Consider the following 22,077-nt stretch of genomic DNA (forward strand, 5'->3'; position numbering starts at 1 on the left):
TAGAAAACTGGAGGGCTGGGGGCCCCTGGAGGCTGGGCCGGCTTCAAACCGTCATATTCATCATTTCCTGATAAGCCGCCGTGAGCCGGTTCCGCACCTGCACCCCAGTCTGGAACGACACATTGGCCTTCTGCATATCGATCATCACGTCGTTGAGCGCAACGCCGGGCTTGCCCAGTTCAAACGCCTCGGCCTGGCCGTAGGCATGCTCCTGCACGCTGCTGATACGTGCCAGCGAGCGCTGCAGTTCACCGGCGAAGCTGCCCGGCGAAGCGGCGGACGCAGCGTGGCTTTCCTGCCCGGTGGCGCTCTGGGCCAGTCCGCGCAGTTGCTGCAACATGCCGTCGATGGAAGAGATGGTAGTCATGGCGATCCGCTTGGAACCCGCCCCGCCCAAGGGCAGCCCTGGCTGTCCGGGGGAAACCGGTTCGAGAAAAAGTCATTAAGGGTTACGCCGGGCATCCTGCCCGGGCCGCTGCCGGCAAACCTGCCGCGATGCGCCACCAACACCACAAATACCGCATCCGCGCGCGCCGCCTGTGCCAGCCCCCGAAGCCTACCCGCGGCCCCAGCCGGGCCATTGCGCGAATTCGGGTGGAAAACGACGCCTATTCACCGAATTGTCGATACCCACCTTCGCCGATCATCGATACCGTGCCGAATCTGGGATGCCGCTACCTTTGCGCGCCGGGTCCGGGACCCGAATCTCATCAACTATCGCGGGGAGTACGCGTGTTTTGTCAGCAGCGTGATCTTAGCCATGCCGAAGCCAGGGTTAGCCAGGCATGCCGGGGTGGACTGGGCAGCCAGAGCGGCGCCCGCCATCCGGCCCAGCCGGTCCTGGCCCATGCCGGCCCGGCCATGACGGGGGCGCGCGCATGAACGCCGTGACAGCCCTGTCGAACAAATCCGAGCTGTTCGCGCGTCTAAAGACCAATCCGCGCCTGCCCCTGATGCTGGGTGGCGCGGCCCTTGCCGCGGCCGTCGCGGTGGGAGTGCTTTGGTCGCGTGCGCCGGACTACAAGGTGCTCTACAGCAACCTGTCCGAGCGGGACGGCGGTGCCGTCATCGCCTCCCTGCAGCAGATGAACGTGCCGTACAAGTTCGCCGAAGGCGGCGGTGCGGTGATGGTGCCCTCCGAGAAGGTCCACGAGACCCGGTTGCGCCTGGCTTCGCAAGGCCTGCCCAAGAGCGGCACCACCGGCATGGAGCTGATGGATACGCAGAAGTTCGGCATCAGCCAGTTTGCCGAGCAGGTCAACTACCAGCGCGGCCTGGAGGGCGAGCTGGCCCGCTCGATCGAGTCGATCGCCGCGGTGCAGTCGGCGCGCGTGCACCTGGCCATTCCCAAGCCCACGCTGTTCGTGCGCGATCGCCAGAAGCCGACCGCTTCGGTGGTGCTGCAGCTCTATCCGGGCCGCGCCATCGACGACGGCCAGGTGGCCGCGATTGGCCACCTGGTCTCGTCCAGCGTGCCGGAACTCACGCCGAAGTCGATCTCCATCGTCGACCAGCACGGCAACCTGCTGTCGGGCAGCGGCACCAACGAGCGCATGCTCGATGCCGGCCAGATCAAGTACGTGCAGGCGCTGGAGCGCAACTACGCGCAGCGCGTGGAAGCCATCCTGGCGCCGATCCTCGGCCAGGACAATGTGAAGGCGCAAGTCACCGCTGACGTGGATTTCTCCATCGTCGAGCACACCGACGAGTCCTTCAAGCCTAACCAGGACCCCACCCGCGCCGCCATCCGCAGCCAGCAGTCCAGCGAATCGAGCCAGCAAGGCGCGGCGCCGGTCGGCGGCGTGCCGGGCGCGCTGTCCAACCAGCCGCCCGCGCCGGCCACGGCACCGATCGCCACGGCCCAGCCGCCACGGCCGGGGCAGCCTAACCAGCCGGGACAGCAAGGCCAGCAGGCCCAGGCCGGCGCCACCGCCACGGCCCAGACCGGCCCGAGCAGCAGCCGCCACGACGCCACCACCAACTACGAACTCGACCGCACCGTGCGCCATGTGCAGCAAGCACCGGGCGGCGTGAAGCGCCTGTCGGTGGCGGTGGTGGTGAACTACCGCCAGAAGGCCGGCGCCAACGGCAAGATCGTGTCCGAGGCCCTGCCCGCCGCGCAGCTTGCCCAGATCGAGAACCTGACCAAGGAAGCGATGGGCTTCTCGGCCGACCGGGGCGACTCGCTCAACGTGGTCAACAGCCCGTTCACCGCGGATACCGACCTCAAGCCGGAACTGCCGTTGTGGAAGCAGCCCGAGATGATCGCGCTGGCCAAGACCGGTGCGGGTTACCTGCTGCTGGCCCTGCTGGCGCTGTTCGTGTGGTTCAAGGTGGCACGCCCGGTGCTGCGCAAGTACACCGCGCCGCCGCTGCCGCCGCCGCAGGAAAGAACCGACAGCAACGAAGCCATCTTGCTGCCGCCTGAAGAGCCGGCCAATCCGGAAGTCCTGCGGCTCGCCGCTAAATATGAAAGCGATCTCGCCCTGGTGCGTGACGCCGCGCAACGCGACCCGCGCCTGGTTGCCAGTGTGATCAAGAACTGGATGTCAAGCGATGACCGATGAAGGATTGCAGAAGAGCGCCATCCTGATGATGTCGCTCGGTGAAGATGCCGCAGCAGAAGTATTCAAGCACCTCGGCCCGCGCGAGGTGCAGAGCCTGGGCGCGGCGATGGCCACGCTCAACTCGGTGACGCGCGAGCAGATGTCCTCGGTGCTGGCCGAGTTCCGCGCGGAAACCGAACAGTACCTCGCGCTCAACGTCGATTCGAGCGCCTTTATCCGCAGCGTGCTGAACAAGGCGCTGGGCGAGGAACGCGCGCTGTCGGTGATCGAGGACATCCTCGAATCGCGCGACCCGGGCGCCGGCATCGATTCGCTGAACTGGATGGATTCCACCTCGGTGGCCGAACTGATCCGCGACGAACACCCGCAGATCATCGCCACCATCCTGATCCACCTGGACCGGCAGAAGTCGTCCGAGATCGTCGGCATGTTCACCGAGCGCCTGCGCCAGGACGTGATCCTGCGGATCGCCACCTTCGGCGGCGTGCAGCCGGGGGCGCTGCAGGAACTGACCGACGTGCTGACCAAGCTGCTGGCGGGCCAGAGCCTCAAGCGCAGCCGCATGGGCGGCGTACGCACGGCGGCCGAGATCATCAACCTGATGAGCACGGCCCACGAAGAAGCGGTGATCGAAGGCGTGCGCCTGCACGACGCCGACCTCGCGCAGAAGATCATCGACGAGATGTTCCTGTTCGAGAACCTGCTCGAAGTGGACGATCGCGGCATCCAGCGGGTGCTCAAGGAAGTGGCCACGGAATCGCTCATCGTCGCGCTCAAGGGCGCGCCGGTGGAGCTGCGCGACAAGTTCATCCGCAATATGTCGACCCGCGCCGGCGAAATGCTGCGCGAAGACCTCGACGCGCTGGGCCCGGTACGGGTCTCGCAGGTCGAGGCCGAACAGAAGAACATCCTCCAGGTGGTAAGACGCCTGGCCGAAGCCGGCGAAGTTGTAATCGGTGGTGGCGACGATGCCTACGTCTGAACGTGCCCTGCGCCAGTTCCGCGACCTTGCCGCGGACAGCGACTACGTCGAAACACGCGGCGACCAGCGCGGCAACGCCGGCGGGCGCCGCGGCGCGGGCAACCGCGTCACGCCACGGGAGACCGGCTTCGAGAGCTTTGCCGCGCCGGCGGACCGCGGCGAGCAAAAGAACGGCTGGCAGCGCTGGCAGATGGTGTCGCTGGATCCGCGCAAGGCCGAGCCGGAGCCGACCGAGTTCCTGCCCTTCGAGCCGGCGCCGCCGCCGATCGACTTTGCCGCGCTCGACGCCATGCGCGAAGGCGCCCGCAAGGAAGGCTACGCCCAGGGCTATACCCAAGGCCAGACCCAGGGCTACGGCGACGGCCACCGCGAAGGTTATGCGCGCGGCCTGGAAGGGGCCCGCAGCGAAGCCTCCCACCTGCAACAACTCGCCGCGACCTTCAGCCACGCGCTTGGACGCGTGGATGAAGAAGTGGCCCAGACCCTGATCGCCCTGGCGCTGGATGTGGCGCGCCAGCTCGTGCAGCAGGCCGTGCTGGCGGATCCCGCCATCCTGTTGCCAGCAGTGCGCGAACTGCTGGCGGCCGAGCCGGCGCTGTCGGGCTCACCCTGCCTGCTGCTCAACCCGGACGACGTCGCGCTGGTGGAAGCCCACCTGGCCGGCGAGCTGCAAGCCGCCGGCTGGAGCGTGCGCGCCGACCCGGCGGTGGCGCGCGGCGGCTGCGTGGCGAGCGCCGCCAGCGGCGAGCTCGATGCCACGCTGTCCACGCGCTGGAGCCGCGTGGTCAAGGCGCTTGGGCGCGACGACCCGTGGGAGCCGCCCCATGCCTGATAGCGCGGCCCGTAAGGACTTCACTGCGGACTTCACCGCGAACTCCACCGCGAACTCCACCGCGGACTTCACCGCTGCCGGCGTGCCGGGCCTGCACGGCCAGCGCTGGCGCGACGCGCTCACCGCGGCCTCGGCCGGCATTGCCGAGATCGACAGCAAGCGCAGCTGCGGCCGCCTCACCCGCGCCGCCGGCCTGGTGCTGGAAGCCGTGGGCCTGCGCCTGCCGGTGGGCAGCGACTGCCTGATCGAACTGCCCGGCGGCCAGATGTCCGGCAAGCCCTCCGGCCCACGCCTGGCCGAGGCCGAAGTGGTCGGCTTCGGCGCCGACCGGCTTTACCTGATGCCGCAGTCCGACGTGGTGGGCCTGGTGCCCGGCGCGCGCGTCTATCCGCTCGAACCCACGCCATTGCCCAGCGGCGACACCACCCCGCGCGAACCGGGCTCGAAACGCCTGCCCGTGGGTGAAGGCCTGCTCGGGCGCGTGCTCGATGCGGCCGGGCGTCCGCTGGACGGGCTGGGCCCCATCACCGCGGCCACCGAGGTCACGCTTGGCGGCACGCAGATCAACCCGCTGTCGCGCGCGCCTATCGAAACCGTGCTGGACGTGGGCGTACGCGCCATCAACGGCATGCTCACCGTCGGCCGCGGGCAGCGCATGGGCTTGTTCGCCGGCTCCGGCGTGGGCAAGAGCGTGTTGCTGGGCATGATGGCGCGCTACACCAGCGCCGAAGTGATCGTGGTCGGCCTGATCGGCGAGCGCGGGCGCGAAGTGAAGGACTTCATCGAGAACATCCTGGGACCGGAGGGGCGCGCGCGCTCCGTGGTGGTGGCCGCGCCCGCCGACACCTCGCCGCTGCTGCGCATGCAGGGCGCCTCCTATGCGACGCGCCTGGCCGAGTATTTCCGCGACCAGGGCCGCCATGTGCTGCTGATCATGGACTCGCTCACGCGCTATGCCATGGCCCAGCGCGAGATCGCGCTGGCCATCGGCGAGCCGCCCGCCACCAAGGGCTATCCGCCCTCCGTGTTCGCCAAGCTGCCCACGCTGGTGGAGCGCACCGGCAACGGCCCCGAAGGCGGCGGCTCGATCACCGCCTTCTACACGGTGCTGACCGAGGGCGATGACCAGCAGGACCCGATCGCGGATTCCGCGCGCGCCATTCTCGACGGCCATGTCGTGCTGTCGCGCAGCCTGGCGGAATCCGGCCACTACCCCGCCATCGACGTGGAGGCCTCGATCAGCCGGGCCATGACGGCGCTGATCGAGCCGCCGCAGTTTGCCTCGGTGCGGCGCTTCAAGCAGCTGATGTCGCGCTACCAGCGCAACCGCGACCTGATCAGCGTGGGCGCCTATGTGCCGGGCAACGATCCGGAACTGGATCTCGCCATCCACCTGCATCCGCAGATGGAAGCTTTCCTACAGCAGGACATCCACGAGCGCGCCGGCTACGGCGACTCGATCGGCCAGTTGCATAGTCTCTTCCAACGGAGTGAACATGGCTAAGCCATCTGCATTGAATACCTTGGCCGACCTGGCCCAGAACGATACGGATGCCGCCGCGCGCGAACTGGGCCGGCTGCAAGGCCTGCGCAACCAGGCGGAGCAACAACTGGCCGCGCTCACCCAGTACCGGCAGGAATACCGCGAGCGCATGCAGGCCATCGCGCAAGACGGCATGACCTCCACGCGCTGGCAGGACTTTGCGCAGTTCCTGGCCTCGCTCGATACCGCCATCCGCCAGCAGACGGAATCGCTGGCCAGGGCCGAGGCACAGTTGCTGGCCGGCCGCGCCAACTGGCAGCAGCAGAAACGCCGCCAGAACTCTTTCGACACCCTGATTACCCGCGCGGCGACGCGCGAACACCTAGCCAGCACGCGTCGCGAACAACGCGACACCGACGAATACGCCGCCCGCGCCGCCCGCCTGCAAGTCGCGGGCCGCCACCGCTAAGCCGCCCAGCGAGACCGAATCCCGACATGATCGATATCAGCCAGATTGTCAGCAATGCCGCCAGCACGGCGACCTCCCCGCGCAACGCCAACAACGCCGGCAGCACCGATGCGAAGACGCAGGGGTTCGGCGATGCGCTGGCGCGCGCCCGCAGCGAGGACCGTACCAGCAGCAACCAGAGCGCCGGAAGCAATAAAAACGCCGACTGCGCCCCTGCCCGCGCCGACGCAAACGGCAAGGATGGCGGCGCCGCCGGCAACGATCCTGCCCAGGTCGCGCAAGGCAACGCGGTAGCTGCCAAGCCGTCGCGCCGCCAGGACAAGGAAGACGAACAGGGCCAGGAAGTGGCGGCGGACCCCGCCGCCCAGTCCGCCGCCGCTGCGCTTGCCGCCCTGCTGGCGCCACAAGCGGCCCAGCCTGCCACGCCGGCAGCCAACGGCGCGCAAACTGCCGCGGCCGGACTGCCCGGCACGGCTGCCCTGGGTACCCAGGCCGGCCTGAAGGACCCCGCCCTGGCCACCACGGCAGCCACCACGCCCGACGCCGCCGCACCGGCAAGCTCGGCGGCAGCCGATACGCTGGCCACCATCGCCTCCCAGCGCGCCGCGCTGCAGCCCGCGCCGCAAACCCCGGCCAGCACCCAGGCCGCGGCCACGGACAAGCCGGCTGCCGCCCCGGCCGGCGACGCTGCCAAGGCTAGCCCGGACCTGGCCGCCAGCCTCGCGGCTGCCGTGGCGGGCCAGCAAGCCGGCAAGGGACAGTCCGGCGCCGGGCAGCAGGACACCTCCGGCCAGCCGTACAAGGCCCAGCTCCAACTTGGCGAAGCCAGCAAGGACAGCAAGCCCCAGGTTGCCGCCACCGCCGCGCCAGCCAACCCGATGCAACTGGCGGCAGCCATGCGCGCCGCCGAGCCGGCCAACACGGAAGCCGCGCCCGCTGGCGTGGCCGCCACGCCGATGATGGCCGCCAGCACCATGGCCGCGAGCCTGGCGCCCACCGCCGGCGGCCTGTCGCCAGCCACCTCGCTGCCGATCGCCCCGCCGGTAGGCGACGGCCAGTGGCCGCAAGCGCTCGGCCAGCAGATGGTGCGCCTGTCGACCCAGGGCAACCACACCGCCGAGCTGCAGCTCAACCCGCCCGATCTCGGCCCGCTCAAGGTCGTGCTCAACGTCGTCAACGACCAGGCACAGGCCCAGTTCGTCTCGCCCCACGCGGCCGTGCGTGCCGCGGTCGAAGCAGCGCTGCCGCAGTTGCGCACCGCGCTGGCGGACAACGGCATCCAGCTTGGGCAGACCTCGGTCGGCGCCGACAGCTTTGCCGGCCAGGCCGGCAACGGTCAGCAGCAACAGCAACGCCAGCCGGGCAGCCCGCAAAACGGCTTCGGCACGCTGGCAGGCGCCACCACGGCTCCTCTCAATGCCGGCCCCGCTGCGCCGGTGACACGTACCCTCGCACGCGGCGAGGTCGACACCTTCGCCTGACCGGACGCGAGCGACGGGGGCTGCGGCGCATATGCCGCAGCCCCCGCAGCAGCCACGCGCGTTCGCGCTTACCATGTCGTTTTAGCGCAGGGCTGCAGCGCCCGCCCGCCAGAACGCCATGACCTTTGACCTGTTCGACTCCCTGCCGCAAGACGCACCCCATGCCGAGCCGATCGTGCCCGGCGCGGTGGTATTGCGCGGCTTCGCGCGGGAGCATGACCAGACCCTGCTGGATGCCGTGCGCGGCATTGCGGCGCAAGCGCCATGGCGCCACCTCATCACGCCGGGCGGCCTGCGCATGTCGGTGGCCATGACCAACTGCGGCCCGTTTGGCTGGGTTTCGGATCTCACAGGCTACCGCTACGAAGCGGCCGATCCACTTAGCGGCCAGCCATGGCCGGCCATGCCGGCGGGGTTCCTGTCGCTGGCGCGCGAAGCCGCCGCCACTGCCGGCTTTGCGGATTTCGTGCCGGACGCCTGCCTGCTCAACCGTTACGCGCCCGGCACCCGCCTGTCCCTGCACCAGGACCGCGACGAGCTCGACCTGCGCGCGCCCATCGTCTCGGTTTCGCTCGGCCTGCCCGCCATATTCCTGTTCGGCGGCCTGCGGCGCGCCGAGCGCCCGCTGCGCGTGCGGCTGGCGCATGGCGACGTGGTGGTTTGGGGCGGCCCCGCGCGCCTGGCGTTCCATGGCATCGCGCCGCTGGCGGACGGCGACCACGCGCTGCTGGGGCACGAGCGGATCAACCTGACCTTCCGCAAGACGCGTTAGCGGGTGGCGCGGCGCCAGTGCCCGTCAGCCCACTTCATCGAGCAGCGCCAGGCGGCTTTCGTCGGGGAAGGTCCGTACGCGGTACCTGACGGGATAGAGCGCTTCTTCCTCGACCAGATCGCCAAGCAGCGCCAGCGCCTGCTGCCATGCCACCACCCGCGTCTTCCCGGGGGCATCGTCGGCATCGGGCCGCACCAGCGCGATGCGGTCCGTGAGCGGCAGCGAGGTGTCCACGCCGCAGGTCCAGGTGGCGACCGAAAACGAGGCCACGGGATCGTCCTGCTGGCCGTAGAGCAGGTAACTCGCCAGGAACACACCCGCGCCGGCGCGCTCGTTCAGGCGATCGATGGCATCCTTCTGCGTGTCGTATTCTTCCTTTTGGTACAGCCGCTTGAGGTGGGCAAGATGCCGTGCCGCCTGCGCGCCGGCCGGCACGAAATGCGACACGTCCGGGCCAGACGGCACGGCGTGCGCTGCGTGCCAGGCGTCTCCGGGCCCGTAGCGGAACATGGCAGGCGAGATCGTGCGGCCCTGCCGCGAAGCCTGCAGGCTCAGCTCCACCATGTGCAGCTGCCCTGCTTCGTCCTGGTCGCCGGTCACCAGCAGTACCTCGCGGGTGGGCAACATGAACACCGGGCGGCCGCGCACCGGCACCCGCTGCAGCACATCCGGCAGCAGCGCGCGGCTGGCCTCGTATCCATCGCTCCAGGCGCCCTGGTACACGCCCTGGGCCACCTGCACGAAGGCCTCGGCGGTGTGGTCGCGCAGATTGTCGGCCGCGATCCGCAGCGCCTCATCCAGGGTCAGTTGCCAGGAGGCGGAAGGGCCGTTCAACAGGGTCGAGGTGGTTTCCGGGTAGTCCACCGCCAGCAGGATCACGCAATCGTCGCCGAAGGGCAGGCAGGCGGCCTGGAAGCTCGAGGCATCGCCCTCGGTGCGCATGTGATGCAGCCGGATTTCATCGATCAGCGAGCGGCTGCGGATCAGCGGGCGGAGCATGGGGCCTGCCTCTGACAGCAAGGCAGGCGTAGCCTGACCGCTGGAGCACAAGGTCGCCACGAAGCTGTGCAGCGCCTTGTCGCGCTGTGCGCCACGCGTCTCGCAATACGCCCGGTAGGCATTGTGGAGGTTGAAAAAAGCATTGCGCCCGTGCTCCAGCCGGAACTCGTCCGCATTGAATTCCAGGCGGCCCTCGAAACCCTGGCGTCTGGCCACTGCAATGAAATGCGCCGCGAAACGGTCCGGCGGCGGCTTGCGCAGGAAGAGCGAGTCGAAGAAACCCATGACGATGGCGTGGCGCGGATAGCATTGCTCACACCTTACCCCATGTCGCGCCTGTGCCGCGCAGCCGGCGCGCCCGGCTATGCTGCCTGCCGCGCTAACCGGGCCTCAGTCGACCCAGTTGACCTTGACAAATTTCCGCGAGAAGGCTTCCGGCATCGGCACCACCTTCTTGATCTGGTAGTTGAAAAAGACAAAACCGGACTTGGCCATTGCCACCAGCGTCTGGTCCTGCGGGCGCGTGATGCGGAAAGTGATGTCGCCGCCGTATCGGTTGAAATCCATCACCCCAACCTCGAACAGCAACTGGTCGCGGGCGTGCGCCTCGTTGCGGTAGGTGGTGGCGAGGTCGCTGACGATGATGCCGACGCCGTCGCCCTGGGTTTCCTGGATGCCGAACTCGAAGAGGAAACGGGCGCGTGCCTCGGAGATCATCGAGATCATCGAGTCGTTGCCGAGGTGGTTGGCCGAGTTGATGTCGGTGACGCGCACCGTGAGGTGGGTGGAGTAGCAGTATTGGTCTTCGGGGAATTCGAGTTTTAGGCGGGCCATGATGCTAAGGGGGGATTTACTCATAAGTCAGAAATATAGCGGACAGATGGATGCCTGAAGAACGAGCGTACGAGCTTCGGATTGCGTCCAATTTGTGCAAGCTGTTCGTGAATTCGCGGGCCCAGTTTTTCGCCTTTTTGCAAAGGGCGCCGCGCGACGCCGTTGCGCTTGACGTGACTCCATACCAACTCATCTGGATTGAGGTCAGGGGCGTAACCGGGCAGGAAATGCAAGGTCAATTTGCCCTGCGTGCTGACAACGTAGTCCTTGACGATGGTCTTCTTGTGCGCTGGCAATCCGTCGACGATCAGATGTACCGCCTTCTTTCGGTTGAACATCAGCTTCTTGAGCAGCGTGACGAACAACTCGCCGCTGAGCCCGCCTTCATACGTTGCAAACCAGAAGGCACCCTTCGAACTGACGGCGGACGCCGCGCTCATGCTTTGCCGCTGGCCCGGCCGCTCGACAACGGGCGTTTCTCCGCGCGGCGCCCACGTCTTGCCATGCACCGAGTCAGCTCGAAAGCCCGATTCGTCCCAGAAGAAGATATCCGCCTTCTGCTCACGAGCCTGCCTGGCAATGGCCGGAAACGTGTCGCGCCGCCAGCGATCGATCGCCTCCGGATCGCGCTGGTAAGCGCGCTGCAGCGGCTTTTGCGGCGTCAGGTTCAGGCGTGCCAGCATCGCGCCGATCGAGGCCAGACTCAGCGTCACGCCGAATTTTATCTGCACCAGTTCGCGAACCAGATTGCGCGTCCACAGCCCGAAATCGAACCCATACTGCATCGGATTCTTGCCATTGATCCATCGCAGCACCCGCTGCTCCTGCGCAAGCGTGAGCGTGCGCGGGCGACCCGTGCCCTTGGTCGAGCGCAGCGCTCGTACACCACGGCCATGCGCCTGGGCGCGAATCTTGTATGCCCACGACCGATTCATTCCGAACGACGCCGCGACATCATCCGGATGGTCCCCCTCGGCCATGCGTTGCACCGCCAGGATGCGCATTTCTTCAAGCGTGTTGTGAGCCAGACTGCGGCCGTCCCGTTTCATGAGCGTGCCTCTCAATGACTATCGCTCAAGCATAGACTATATGTCCGCTAAATTTCTGACTTATGAGTAGGTGAGGTTTTATCCGCACTATGTGCGATTGTTCGGGCTGATGCAGCGTTAATGGTTTGGCGCTGGCTGTTGGGAATTATGTGTTCGAGATTCTTGGAATAGGTGGTGAGTCGGTGGAGTTTTAATGCTATTTGGTTTTTTTTGGGGCGGTGTTGGTCGTTGAAACCAACACCGCCCCAAAAAAAACCAAATACCCTCAAACTGCGATCAACACCCCCAAGCCCCCTTCAGCCAAACACCCCGACAACCATAAAAGAAAGGCCCCGCAAGGGGGCCTTCCAAAACATACATACCTGTCGAAAACCAGTACCGCTTACAGCGTCACCGTATCCGCCACATCCTTAAAGTCTTCGATCTGATCAAAGTTCATGTACTTGTAGATCTTGTCGCCATTGGCGTTCAGCACACCCATATCCGACATGTACTCTTCCTTCGTCGGAATACGCCCCAGACGCGAGCAAATCGCCGCCAGCTCAGCCGAACCCAGATACACATTGGTGTTCTTGCCAAGACGATTCGGGAAGTTACGCGTGCTGGTCGACATCACCGTAGCGCCTTCGCGCACTTGTGCCTGGTTACCCATGCACAGCGAGCAACCCGGCATTTCCGTACGGGCGCCTGCGGTGCCGAACACGCCGTAGTGGCCTTCTTCGGTCAGCTGCTTGGCATCCATCTTGGTCGGCGGGGCAACCCACAGCTTGACCGGGATATCGCGCTTGCCTTCGAGCAGCTTGGAGGCCGCGCGGAAGTGGCCAATATTGGTCATGCACGAACCGATGAAAACTTCGTCGATCTTGGCGCCAGCCACTTCCGACAGGGTCTTGACGTCGTCCGGGTCGTTCGGGCAGGCCACGATGGGCTCATGCACGTCGGCCAGGTCGATCTCGATCACCGCGGCGTATTCGGCGTCGGCATCCGGCTCCAGCAGCTTCGGATCGGCCAGCCAGGCTTCCATGGCCTGGATGCGGCGCGACAGGCTGCGCGGGTCCTGATAGCCCTCGGCGATCATCCACTTCAGCAGCGTGATGTTGCTGTTGATGTATTCGATGATCGGTTCCTTGTTCAGGCGCACCGAGCAACCGGCGGCCGAACGTTCAGCCGACGCGTCGGAGAGTTCGAATGCCTGCTCGACCTTCAGGTCGGGCAGGCCTTCGATTTCCAGGATACGACCCGAGAAGATGTTCTTCTTGCCTTGCTTGGCCACGGTCAGCATGCCCGACTTTATCGCGTACAGCGGAATCGCGTTGACCAGGTCACGCAGCGTGACGCCGGGCTGCATCTTGCCCTTGAAGCGCACCAGCACGGATTCCGGCATGTCCAGCGGCATCACGCCGGTGGCAGCCGCGAAAGCCACCAGGCCCGAACCTGCGGGGAAGCTGATGCCGATCGGGAAACGGGTGTGCGAGTCGCCGCCGGTGCCGACGGTGTCGGGCAGCAGCATGCGGTTCAGCCACGAGTGGATCACGCCGTCGCCCGGGCGCAGCGAGATGCCGCCACGGGTGCTGATGAACTGCGGCAGCGTGTGGTGGGTCTTGACGTCGACCGGCTTCGGATAGGCGGCGGTGTGGCAGAACGACTGCATCACCAGGTCGGCCGAGAAGCCCAGGCAAGCCAGATCCTTCAGCTCATCACGCGTCATCGGGCCGGTGGTGTCCTGCGAGCCCACCGAAGTCATCTTCGGTTCGCAGTACGTGCCCGGGCGGATGCCCTTGCCTTCTTCCAGACCGCAGGCGCGGCCAACCATCTTCTGGGCCAGGGTGAAGCCCTTGCCGGTGTCGGCCGGGTTGTGCGGCAGGCGGAACAGCGTGGACGGAGCCAGGCCGAGCGCTTCGCGGGCCTTGGCGGTCAGGCCACGGCCGACGATCAGGGGAATACGGCCGCCGGCGCGCACTTCGTCGAACAGCACGTCGGACTTCACGGTGAATTCGGCGACGACTGCGCCGTTCTTCAGGGCCTTGCCGTCATAGGGACGCAGCTCGATCACGTCGCCCATTTCCATGCCGGACACGTCCAGCTCGATCGGCAGCGCGCCGGCGTCTTCCATGGTGTTGTAGAAGATCGGGGCAATCTTGCTGCCCAGGCACACGCCGCCGAAACGCTTGTTCGGCACGAAGGGGATGTCTTCGCCGGTGAACCACAGCACCGAGTTGGTGGCGGACTTGCGCGAGGAACCGGTGCCGACCACGTCGCCCACGTAGGCGACCAGGTTGCCCTTGTCCTTCAGCGATTCGATGAACTTGACCGGGCCGCGCTTGCCGTCTTCTTCCGGGGTGATGCCGGGGCGCGCGTTCTTCAGCATGGCCAGCGCGTGCAGCGGGATGTCCGGGCGCGTGGTGGCGTCCGGGGCCGGCGACAGATCGTCGGTGTTGGTTTCGCCGGTGACCTTGAACACGGTCACGGTCAGGCTTTGCGGCACTTCCGGACGGCTGGTGAACCACTCGGCGTCGGCCCAGCTGTGCAGCACGGCCTTGGCGTTGGCGTTGCCCTTGTCGGCCTTTTCCTTGACGTCGTGGAAGGCGTCGAACATCAGCAGCGTCTTCTTGAGCGCTTCGGCGGCAACGGTGCCGATCTCGGCATCGTCCAGCAGTTCGATCAGCGGGGAGATGTTGTAGCCGCCCAGCATGGTGCCCAGCAGCTCGGCTGCCTTGGCACGCGAAAGCAGCGGGCAGACTTCCTTGCCCAGTGCGACGGCAGCAAGGTACGAGGCCTTGACCTTGGCGGCGTCGTCCACGCCGGCCGGCACGCGGTGCGTGATCAGGTCGACCAGGACCTGCTCTTCACCCGCAGGGGGCGCTTTCAGCAATTCGATCAGTTCCGCAGTCTGCTTGGCGGTCAGCGGCAGAGGGGGAATGCCGAGCGCGGCGCGTTCGGCAACATGGGCGCGATAGTTTTCAAGCATGGGAACCTGCGGAGTAATAGGGTTGCAAAAACCGGTTGTGCCGCGATTTTAAAGGGAAGTGCGTTTTAGGTCAAACGTCTTATATCTTATATAAGAGTTGACAATAAAAAACCAAATAAAATCAAGCCCCTTCCCGTCCAGGCGGCAACCTCTGCGCATTAGATCGCTTCCTAGCCCGGCGGCAGGAAATCCAGCTTCTCCTCTTCGTACAGCCGGTAGATCATGTCGAGCATGGCGCTGATCTCCTCGGTCTCATCGAGGCTACGCGTGCTCATGATGATAGGCGACACCAGGTTGGGATCGTCCAGTTCCTTGTAGCTGATGTCGTCCCGCTTGAGGCCATGCACGCTGCTAGGGACGATTGAAATGCCCTCCCCCGCCGCCACCAGCCCCAATGCGATCTGCAGTTCGCGCGCCTCATGGATGCGCCCCGGCTGCAAGGCGCGGTCATGGAACGCCGCCAGCACCTGGTCGGCATAGCTGGGACGGGGCGCCTTGGGAAAGATGATCAGGGTCTCGCCCAGCAGGTCGTGCAGCGAGAGTACCGGCTTGACCAGCGAGAGCGGATGCCCGACCGGCAGCGCCACGATCATGCGCTCCTCGCGCAGCACAACCCGGCGCACATTCGGGTCCTCGTGCCGTATGCGGCCAAACCCCACGTCGATGGTGCCCTGCTTGAGCGCCGCGATCTGGTCCATGGTGGTCATCTCGTGCAGGCTGAGTTCGATCTCCGGGTGCTCAGTCCTGAAGCGCCGGATGATCTTGGGCAGCATGCCGTACAGCGTCGAGCCGACAAAGCCGACCGACATTTTCCGCTCGATCTGCCCCACCCGCCGGGTCATCGACTCCAGTTCCGCGGCCTGCGCCAGCAGCTGCAGGGCATGCGCGTAGAAAAAGCGCCCGGCCTCGGTCAGCTTTAGCGGCCGCGCGTTGCGCTCGAACAGCTGCACCCCCAACCCCTCTTCCAACTGCTGGATCTGCCGGCTCAGCGGCGGCTGCGCGATATGCAGCCGCTCGGCCGCGCGAGTGAAGTTGAGTTCCTCCGCGACGGCGACAAAGTAACGTAAGTGACGCAAGTCCAAAGTCATACCTTTTGAGTATTCAGCCAATACTAAAACAGTGTTGGACCGCCAAATTCAGTGCTCCTATTCTTCGCACCAGGCTGTGACAACGATTTTTTATACCTTTTTGGCATTTTAGTTCGAATCACGCCGCCATGCCGGAAGCCAATGCAAGGCCACATGAACGGCGTCTTGCAAGACGGACCCACCCAGAAAACCAGAGACAAGGAGCAGACAAATGACTCACCCGGAAATCGAAGCGCTGGTGAAAGCGTTCATCGTCGACACCGCCAAGGGCAATGTCGACGCCCGCGTGCAAAGCGTGGTGGCCCGCCTGACCGCCGACCTGTTCAAGGCCATCGAGGACCTTGACCTGAGCGCAAGCGAAGTCTGGAAGGGCATCGAGTATTTCGCAGAGGCCGGCCCGGAGCTTGGCCTGCTGGCCGCCGGCCTGGGCCTGGAGCGTTTCCTGGACATCCGCGCCGACGAAGCCGAGGCGAAGGCCGGCCTGAACGGCGGCACACCGCGCACCATCGAGGGTCCCCTGTACGTGGCCGGCGCACCGGCCAGCGAAGGCTTCGCCCGGCTGGACGACGGCAGCGAGGACGGCAAGGGCGAGGTCCTGTTCATGCAGGGCACGGTGTACGACGCCAACGGCAAGCCGCTGCCCGGCGCCTCGGTGGAGGTCTGGCATGCCAACCTGCTTGGCAACTACTCGTTCTTCGACAAGGCCCAGTCGGACTTCAACCTGCGCCGCACCATCGTGACCGACGGCGAGGGCCGCTATCAGTTCCGCAGCAACGTGCCAATGGGCTACGGCTGCCCGCCGCAAGGCACCACCCAGCACCTGCTGGACCTGCTGGGCCGCCACGGCCGCCGGCCTGCCCACATCCACTTCTTCGTCTCGGCCCCCGGCCATCGCAAGCTGACCACCCAGATCAATATCGACGGCGACGAATACCTGTGGGACGACTTCGCCTTCGCCAGCCGCGAGGGGCTGGTGCCGGCCGTCAGGCATATCGACGCCCCCGAGGAACTTGCCAAACGCGGCCTGGGCAAGCCGTTTGCCTCCATCGATTTCGACTTCCGCCTGTACGGCGAATGCGCCGCGGCGCCGGCGCCGGAAGTGGAACGCAAGCGCGCCGCCGCGTAAGCGCCCCCAAGACAGGAAAGACGTAGCCGGCGCACCTGCCGGCCGCTGCAGCCACATCAGGGCCGCCCTGAGGACACCTCACGGCCCGGCGCATCCGCACGGATGCAGGAGACACCTCATGATCCCCATTTACCCGGACAACAGCCCGACCCTGAAGCGGCTGGACGACTACCTGGTGGAAAACCGCGAAACCGGCGACTACCGCCTGCATCGCAGCGCCTTTACCGATGAAGCGCTGTTCGAACTCGAGATGAAGCACATCTTCGAGGGCAACTGGATCTACCTGGCGCACGAGAGCCAGATCCCCAACAGCAACGACTACTACACGACCTACATCGGCCGCCAGCCGGTCGTGATCGCGCGCAACCGCCAGGGCGAACTCAACGCCCTGATCAACGCCTGCACCCATCGCGGCGCCATGCTGTGCCGCCACAAGCGCGGCAACAAGGCGACCTACACCTGCCCCTTCCACGGCTGGACCTTCAACAACAGCGGCAAGCTGCTCAAGGTCAAGGATCCGGAGGGCGCCGGCTACCCCGACTGCTTCAACAAGGAAGCCTCGCACGACCTGAAAAAGGTGGCACGCTTTGAAAACTACCGCGGTTTCCTGTTCGGCAGCCTGAACCCGGATGTGGCGCCCCTCAAGGATTTCCTGGGCGAAGCCGCCAAGATCATCGACATGATCGTGGACCAGTCCGCCGACGGGCTCGAAGTGCTGCGCGGCGCCTCCACCTATACCTTTGAAGGCAACTGGAAGCTGCAGACCGAGAACGGCGCCGACGGCTACCACGTCTCCGCGGTGCACTGGAACTACGCCGCCACCACCAACCACCGCAAGCAGGAGAACGCCCGCGAGGACAAGATCCGCGCGATGGACGCGGGCAACTGGGGCCGGCAAGGCGGCGGCTTCTACGCCTTCGATCACGGCCATATGCTGCTGTGGTCGCGCTGGGCCAATCCCGAAGACCGGCCGAATTTCAGCCGGCGCGAGGAATTCGCCGAGCGCTGCGGCGCCGAGACGGCGGACTGGATGATCCAGAACTCGCGCAACCTGTGCCTGTACCCGAACGTCTACCTGATGGACCAGTTCGGCTCGCAGATCCGCGTGCTGCGCCCGCTATCCGTCAACAAGACCGAAGTCACCATCTACTGCATCGCGCCCAGGGGCGAGGCCGACGAGGCGCGCGCGCGCCGCATCCGCCAGTACGAGGATTTCTTCAACGTCAGCGGCATGGCCACGCCCGACGACCTGGAAGAATTCCGCGCCTGCCAGCAAGGCTATGCCGGCAGCGCAGTGGAATGGAACGACATGTGCCGCGGCGCCACGCACTGGGTGGAAGGCGCCGACGAGGCCGCGCAGAAGATTGGCCTCAAGCCGTTGATGAGCGGCGTCAAGACAGAGGACGAAGGCCTGTACACGGTGCAGCACCGCTACTGGCTGGACGTCATGAAGAAAGCCACCGGGGCCGAAGCAAGCAACGCAGGGAGCGAAGCATGACCACGACCGCCACGATCAGCCTCGCGGATATCCAGGCCTTCCTCTACCGGGAAAGCCGCTTGCTGGATGACGAACAATGGGATGAATGGCTGGCCTGCTATCACCCGGATGCCGCGTTCTGGATGCCATCCTGGGACGATGACGACACGCTGGTGACCGACCCCCAGCGCGAGATCTCGCTGATCTACTACCCGAACCGCCAGGGCCTGGAAGACCGCGTGTTCCGCATCAAGACCGAGCGCTCCAGCGCCACCATGCCGGACACACGCACCAGCCACAACCTCAGCAACGTCGAGCTGGAGCGCCAGGAAGGCGGCGTCTGCACGGTGCGTTTCAACTGGCACACGCTGAGCCACCGCTACAAGACCAACTACAGCTACTTCGGCATGTCGCGCTACGTCATCGACTTTGCCGGCGAGCGGCCGCAGATCCTGGACAAGTACGTCGTGCTGAAAAACGACTACATCAACCAGGTCATCGACATCTATCACATCTGAGCGGACGCGCCGGAGGAATCACGCCATGGAATACAACATCGCTTTGCAGTTCGAAGACGGCGTCACCCGCTTCATTACCTGCGCCGCCAATGAAACGCTGTCCGACGCCGCCTACCGCCAGCAGATCAATATCCCGCTGGACTGCCGCGACGGCGCCTGCGGCACCTGCCGCGGCTTATGCGAATCCGGCGAGTACGACCTGCCGGAGTCGAGCTATATCGAAGACGCGCTGACGCCCGAGGAAGCGGCCAAGGGCTACGTGCTGGCGTGCCAGACGCGCCCGCGCTCGGATTGCGTGATCAAGGTGCCGGCGTCGTCGGCCGCCTGCAAGACGGGGGTGACCAGCTACCAGGGCAAGCTGGCGGCGGTGGACAAGTTGTCCGATTCCACCATCGGGTTCTCGATCGACCTCGGTGAGACCGCCGCGCCGACATTCCTGGCGGGGCAGTATGTGAACGTGGAAATTCCGGGTACCGGCCTGACCCGTTCGTACTCGTTCAGTTCCGCCCCTAGCGCCAGGCACGCTTCATTTGTGGTGCGCAACGTGCCCAACGGCCGCATGAGCGAGTTCCTGAGCAAACAGGCGCAGCCCGGCCAGCCCATTGCCTTCGCCGGCCCCTATGGCAGCTTCTACCTGCGCGAAGTGACCCGCCCTGTGCTGTTCCTGGCAGGCGGCACCGGCATCGCGCCCTTCCTGTCCATGCTGGACGTGCTGGCCGCGAACGGCAGCCCACATCCGGTCCGCCTGGTGTACGGCGTGACGCATGAGATCGACCTGGTGGCCCTGGAACAGCTCGACGAAGCAAAGCGCAAGCTCGCCGGCTTCGAGTACCGCACCTGTGTGCTCGACCCGGTCAGCAGCGAAACCCGCAAGGGCTATGTGACCCAGCACGTGGAGCAGGCCTGGCTCAATGGCGGGAACGTCGACATCTACCTGTGCGGCCCGGTCGCCATGGTGGACGCGGTGCGCGGCTGGCTGCAGGACGCCGGCGTGACGCCGGCCAGCTTCCACTACGAGAAATTCTCGGCCAGCAACGCTGCCTGACCCACCTTTTCACGGAATACGGATCACGGATACGCCATGAACACAAACGCGCGCTTCAGCGAAAAAACCGCCATCGTCACCGGCGCGGCACAAGGGATCGGACGCGGCGTGGCGCTCGCCGCTGCGGCCGAGGGCGGCAGCCTGTTACTGGTCGACCGCTCGCCACTGGTGCATGAGGTCGCCGCGGAAATCGCCGCGAATGGCGGCCGGGCGCTGGCGGTGGAGGCCGACCTGGAAACCTACGCCGGCGCCTGCCAGATGGCCAGCGCCGCGCTGCAGGCCTACGGCCGCATCGATATCCTCGTCAACAACGTGGGCGGCACCATCTGGGCCAGGCCCTTCCAGGAATACGAGGAAGCGCAGATCGAAGCCGAGATCCGCCGCTCCCTGTTCCCCACCCTGTGGTGCTGCCGCGCCGTGCTGCCCGCCATGATCGGGCGCCGGCAGGGGACGATCGTCAATATCTCGTCCATCGCCACGCGCAGCATCCACCGCGTGCCCTATGCGGCCGCGAAGGGGGGCGTCAACGCACTGACCGCCAGCCTGGCCTTCGAGCATGCGCAGGACGGCATCCGCGTCAACGCGGTCGCCACCGGCGGCACCGCGGCGCCGCCGCGCAAAGTGCCGCGCAACACGGCGGAGCAGACCCCACAGGAAGCCATCTGGTATCAGGGGATCGTTGACCAGACCATCGGCTCCAGCCTGATGCGCCGCTACGGCACCATCGACGAACAAGTGCGCGCCATCCTGTTCCTTGCGTCCGACGAGGCCTCCTACATCACGGGCACGGTCCTGCCGGTAGGCGGCGGCGACCTGGGCTGAACTCGGCCAATACTGCACAGGAAACGGGCCCGGCACGGCGGATCGGCTACCGCTTTGTCAGCATCCGCTGACACGGGCCAGCCCGCCACGGACACCGTCGTTGCCGTCCATCGGACACCGTTTTCAGTCTTGGCCGATTTCGCCGCCAGGGCGCAAGAACAATACTGCAGGCATGAAGACCGTACCGGCCAACCCCGCCCATAAGGTCGCAGGAGGGTTGCAAGAACCGAAGGAGTGTGAAATGCAATCGGCCGTCACGTCGCTACGCGCCTTGGTCCACAAGTGGCTGGGATCCACGGACGACGCCAGGATCACCCGCGTGCACCCGCCCGGCATGTCGGGCGGCTGTGTGTGCGCGGAAGTCAACCGCCCCGCCGGCTCACTGGCCATCTTCTTCTTCCGGCACCGGGACGGCGGCTGGTGCGTATTCCCGCCAACTTGCCGCGGCTCCTGAGCGCCCGTCAGTCATACGCACCGCTGCGGATCAGGGCGCCATGGGCTGCCCCGGCACGGTCTGCCACCCGCTGCGGCCGCTCAGCACCGCAGCCAACGCCCTGATCGCCATCGCGGCCGAGGCAATCCACCGCGCGCCTGGTCCCACCGATACCTGGCCACAGGAAAATCCCTTTCCAATCAATAGCCTGGCAGCACCCCCCACCCCGGCGCACGGCGGCGCGGGCGGCGGCTGACCGGCCGCACCAGCTCGCCCAAAGGGAGGTGAACCGGCCGCCCCACCCCGGCGCCACCCGCTGTCCGGCCCCCAGTGCGGGATTTCCTTACACATCCCACTCAAGTTCCGTGCCCGCCATTCGTTAACCCCTGTAAGACCATCCGCATCGCTCGGATGACAAGACCTGCTCGGCTCAAAGGGCCAAGCTGAGCGGGTTTCACCCTTTTTTTCGGCCCTTTGCTTGCCCCTGATTCCCTCAAGAATGGCAGGGCATTCCGATACAGGCATCTCATGGCGAATACGCTCACTTCTTCCCAGGCTGACGGCAACACGAGCAAGCGCGGGCGACTGCTGCTGGTTCTCGGCGTCGTGCTCGTCGCTGCGCTGGGTGCCGGGGGCTTTTTTCTGGGCAACATCCTGAGCAACCGCCAACCGGCCGCGCCCGCCGCACCGGTTGTACCGCCGCCGATTTTTGTGCCGTTGGAAGCATTTACCGTCAATCTGAAGAGCGATGACGGTGACCGCTTCCTGCATACCGGTTTGTCGCTCAAGGTGGCGGACGCGCAGAACCAGGCGCGCATCACCGAATACCTGCCGGAAGTCCGCAGCCGCATCTTGCTGCTGCTGTCGGCCAAGCAGCCGCCAGACCTGGCGACGGTGGAAGGCAAGCGCAAGCTGGCCCAGGAAATCCAGAATGCCATCAGCCAGCCGTTCGCGCCCAACCTGCCCAAACAGCAGATCCTGGACGTCCTATTCACTTCCTTCGTGGTGCAGTAAGCGCTTTGCCCTGCCCCACCAGTACATCCGATATGAATCCGTCCTTGTCCGCCTTGCGCGTTTCACGGCGTGCGCGCCAACGCCAGCGCACGGGCTCATAGGCAATCCGGGCAAATGG

Annotated in this window: 20 protein-coding genes; 14 read left to right on the top strand and 6 right to left on the bottom strand. The window is 65.9% G+C overall.

The window, feature by feature from the left end:
* Nucleotides 1–43 precede the first annotated feature (43 nt).
* The gene (fliE, locus tag ACZY0R_RS04060) at nt 44–367 is read right to left on the bottom strand and encodes a flagellar hook-basal body complex protein FliE (protein ID WP_477102810.1); all 324 of its coding nucleotides are present in this window, start codon (nt 365–367) and stop codon (nt 44–46) included.
* 511 nt (nt 368–878) lie between these two features.
* Between fliE and fliF the strand changes: the two genes are divergently transcribed.
* From fliF to alkB, 7 genes are all read left to right on the top strand, one after another.
* Complete coding sequence (gene fliF, locus ACZY0R_RS04065) at nt 879–2,567, top strand: flagellar basal-body MS-ring/collar protein FliF (protein WP_488857235.1); 1,689 nt, start codon at nt 879–881, stop codon at nt 2,565–2,567.
* A complete protein-coding gene (gene fliG, locus ACZY0R_RS04070) occupies nt 2,557–3,549 on the top strand; it encodes a flagellar motor switch protein FliG (RefSeq protein ID WP_488857236.1) in 993 nt (330 codons plus the stop codon). The genes fliF and fliG overlap by 11 nt, the downstream gene beginning before the upstream one ends.
* A complete protein-coding gene (fliH, locus tag ACZY0R_RS04075) occupies nt 3,536–4,381 on the top strand; it encodes a flagellar assembly protein FliH (protein ID WP_488857237.1) in 846 nt (281 codons plus the stop codon). Before fliG ends, fliH begins: the two co-directional genes overlap by 14 nt.
* On the top strand, nt 4,374–5,885 hold the full coding sequence (gene fliI / locus ACZY0R_RS04080) for a flagellar protein export ATPase FliI (protein ID WP_488857238.1): 1,512 nt from the start codon (nt 4,374–4,376) through the stop codon (nt 5,883–5,885). The genes fliH and fliI overlap by 8 nt, the downstream gene beginning before the upstream one ends.
* Complete coding sequence (gene fliJ, locus ACZY0R_RS04085; RefSeq protein WP_488857239.1) at nt 5,878–6,333, top strand: flagellar export protein FliJ; 456 nt, start codon at nt 5,878–5,880, stop codon at nt 6,331–6,333. Before fliI ends, fliJ begins: the two co-directional genes overlap by 8 nt.
* A gap of 26 nt (nt 6,334–6,359) precedes the next feature.
* Nucleotides 6,360–7,814: a flagellar hook-length control protein FliK gene (locus ACZY0R_RS04090; protein ID WP_488857241.1), complete on the top strand. Its 1,455-nt coding sequence runs from the start codon at nt 6,360–6,362 to the stop codon at nt 7,812–7,814.
* 118 nt (nt 7,815–7,932) lie between these two features.
* Nucleotides 7,933–8,586, top strand: a complete 654-nt coding sequence (gene alkB / locus ACZY0R_RS04095) for a DNA oxidative demethylase AlkB (RefSeq protein WP_488857242.1) — start codon at nt 7,933–7,935, stop codon at nt 8,584–8,586.
* A gap of 24 nt (nt 8,587–8,610) precedes the next feature.
* On the opposite strand, the gene ACZY0R_RS04100 is transcribed toward alkB, so the two are convergent.
* The 5 genes from ACZY0R_RS04100 to ACZY0R_RS04120 form a co-directional block, all read right to left on the bottom strand.
* Complete coding sequence (locus ACZY0R_RS04100) at nt 8,611–9,870, bottom strand: DUF1444 domain-containing protein (protein WP_488857243.1); 1,260 nt, start codon at nt 9,868–9,870, stop codon at nt 8,611–8,613.
* Between the two features lie 105 nt (nt 9,871–9,975).
* The gene (locus tag ACZY0R_RS04105) at nt 9,976–10,419 is read right to left on the bottom strand and encodes a thioesterase family protein (protein ID WP_488857244.1); all 444 of its coding nucleotides are present in this window, start codon (nt 10,417–10,419) and stop codon (nt 9,976–9,978) included.
* A gap of 20 nt (nt 10,420–10,439) precedes the next feature.
* On the bottom strand, nt 10,440–11,468 hold the full coding sequence (locus tag ACZY0R_RS04110) for an IS630 family transposase (protein ID WP_488857245.1): 1,029 nt from the start codon (nt 11,466–11,468) through the stop codon (nt 10,440–10,442).
* Between the two features lie 382 nt (nt 11,469–11,850).
* Nucleotides 11,851–14,436: a bifunctional aconitate hydratase 2/2-methylisocitrate dehydratase gene (gene acnB / locus ACZY0R_RS04115; protein WP_488857246.1), complete on the bottom strand. Its 2,586-nt coding sequence runs from the start codon at nt 14,434–14,436 to the stop codon at nt 11,851–11,853.
* Between the two features lie 170 nt (nt 14,437–14,606).
* Nucleotides 14,607–15,518, bottom strand: a complete 912-nt coding sequence (locus tag ACZY0R_RS04120; protein WP_488859495.1) for a LysR family transcriptional regulator — start codon at nt 15,516–15,518, stop codon at nt 14,607–14,609.
* A gap of 217 nt (nt 15,519–15,735) precedes the next feature.
* Between ACZY0R_RS04120 and catA the strand changes: the two genes are divergently transcribed.
* The 7 genes from catA to fliL all read left to right on the top strand — a co-directional run bounded on the left by catA (nt 15,736) and on the right by fliL (nt 21,959).
* Entirely contained in the window at nt 15,736–16,650 is a 915-nt protein-coding gene (gene catA, locus ACZY0R_RS04125) for a catechol 1,2-dioxygenase (protein WP_488857247.1), read from the top strand.
* 118 nt (nt 16,651–16,768) lie between these two features.
* Nucleotides 16,769–18,148 carry a benzoate 1,2-dioxygenase large subunit gene (benA, locus tag ACZY0R_RS04130; RefSeq protein ID WP_488857248.1) on the top strand — a complete coding sequence of 460 codons (1,380 nt, stop codon included), beginning with the start codon at nt 16,769–16,771 and terminating at the stop codon, nt 18,146–18,148.
* Complete coding sequence (gene benB / locus ACZY0R_RS04135) at nt 18,145–18,645, top strand: benzoate 1,2-dioxygenase small subunit (RefSeq protein WP_488857249.1); 501 nt, start codon at nt 18,145–18,147, stop codon at nt 18,643–18,645. Before benA ends, benB begins: the two co-directional genes overlap by 4 nt.
* A gap of 25 nt (nt 18,646–18,670) precedes the next feature.
* Complete coding sequence (benC, locus tag ACZY0R_RS04140) at nt 18,671–19,690, top strand: benzoate 1,2-dioxygenase electron transfer component BenC (RefSeq protein ID WP_488857250.1); 1,020 nt, start codon at nt 18,671–18,673, stop codon at nt 19,688–19,690.
* 36 nt (nt 19,691–19,726) lie between these two features.
* Entirely contained in the window at nt 19,727–20,512 is a 786-nt protein-coding gene (locus tag ACZY0R_RS04145; protein WP_488857251.1) for a 1,6-dihydroxycyclohexa-2,4-diene-1-carboxylate dehydrogenase, read from the top strand.
* Nucleotides 20,513–20,753: 241 nt separating this feature from the next.
* Nucleotides 20,754–20,966: a hypothetical protein gene (locus tag ACZY0R_RS04150; RefSeq protein ID WP_488857252.1), complete on the top strand. Its 213-nt coding sequence runs from the start codon at nt 20,754–20,756 to the stop codon at nt 20,964–20,966.
* Nucleotides 20,967–21,473: 507 nt separating this feature from the next.
* Nucleotides 21,474–21,959 (top strand): flagellar basal body-associated protein FliL, encoded by a 486-nt coding sequence (gene fliL, locus ACZY0R_RS04155; protein WP_045241243.1) that lies wholly within the window; start codon nt 21,474–21,476, stop codon nt 21,957–21,959.
* Nucleotides 21,960–22,077 lie beyond the last annotated feature (118 nt).

The organism is Cupriavidus sp. F041, from assembly GCF_057814235.1.

Excerpts from the sequence above, each read along its gene's own strand:
- fliL (WP_045241243.1), top strand. The coding sequence starts at position 21,474 with ATGGCGAATACGCTCACTTCTTCCCAGGCTGACGGCAACACGAGCAAG.
- ACZY0R_RS04110 (WP_488857245.1), bottom strand. The coding sequence starts at position 11,468 with ATGAAACGGGACGGCCGCAGTCTGGCTCACAACACGCTTGAAGAAATG.
- fliE (WP_477102810.1), bottom strand. The coding sequence starts at position 367 with ATGACTACCATCTCTTCCATCGACGGCATGTTGCAGCAACTGCGCGGA.
- fliF (WP_488857235.1), top strand. The coding sequence starts at position 879 with ATGAACGCCGTGACAGCCCTGTCGAACAAATCCGAGCTGTTCGCGCGT.
- acnB (WP_488857246.1), bottom strand. The coding sequence starts at position 14,436 with ATGCTTGAAAACTATCGCGCCCATGTTGCCGAACGCGCCGCGCTCGGC.
- benB (WP_488857249.1), top strand. The coding sequence starts at position 18,145 with ATGACCACGACCGCCACGATCAGCCTCGCGGATATCCAGGCCTTCCTC.
- alkB (WP_488857242.1), top strand. The coding sequence starts at position 7,933 with ATGACCTTTGACCTGTTCGACTCCCTGCCGCAAGACGCACCCCATGCC.
- benA (WP_488857248.1), top strand. The coding sequence starts at position 16,769 with ATGATCCCCATTTACCCGGACAACAGCCCGACCCTGAAGCGGCTGGAC.
- ACZY0R_RS04145 (WP_488857251.1), top strand. The coding sequence starts at position 19,727 with ATGAACACAAACGCGCGCTTCAGCGAAAAAACCGCCATCGTCACCGGC.
- fliG (WP_488857236.1), top strand. The coding sequence starts at position 2,557 with ATGACCGATGAAGGATTGCAGAAGAGCGCCATCCTGATGATGTCGCTC.
- ACZY0R_RS04150 (WP_488857252.1), top strand. The coding sequence starts at position 20,754 with ATGCAATCGGCCGTCACGTCGCTACGCGCCTTGGTCCACAAGTGGCTG.
- fliH (WP_488857237.1), top strand. The coding sequence starts at position 3,536 with ATGCCTACGTCTGAACGTGCCCTGCGCCAGTTCCGCGACCTTGCCGCG.
- ACZY0R_RS04105 (WP_488857244.1), bottom strand. The coding sequence starts at position 10,419 with ATGGCCCGCCTAAAACTCGAATTCCCCGAAGACCAATACTGCTACTCC.
- fliI (WP_488857238.1), top strand. The coding sequence starts at position 4,374 with ATGCCTGATAGCGCGGCCCGTAAGGACTTCACTGCGGACTTCACCGCG.
- ACZY0R_RS04090 (WP_488857241.1), top strand. The coding sequence starts at position 6,360 with ATGATCGATATCAGCCAGATTGTCAGCAATGCCGCCAGCACGGCGACC.
- benC (WP_488857250.1), top strand. The coding sequence starts at position 18,671 with ATGGAATACAACATCGCTTTGCAGTTCGAAGACGGCGTCACCCGCTTC.
- fliJ (WP_488857239.1), top strand. The coding sequence starts at position 5,878 with ATGGCTAAGCCATCTGCATTGAATACCTTGGCCGACCTGGCCCAGAAC.
- ACZY0R_RS04100 (WP_488857243.1), bottom strand. The coding sequence starts at position 9,870 with ATGGGTTTCTTCGACTCGCTCTTCCTGCGCAAGCCGCCGCCGGACCGT.
- catA (WP_488857247.1), top strand. The coding sequence starts at position 15,736 with ATGACTCACCCGGAAATCGAAGCGCTGGTGAAAGCGTTCATCGTCGAC.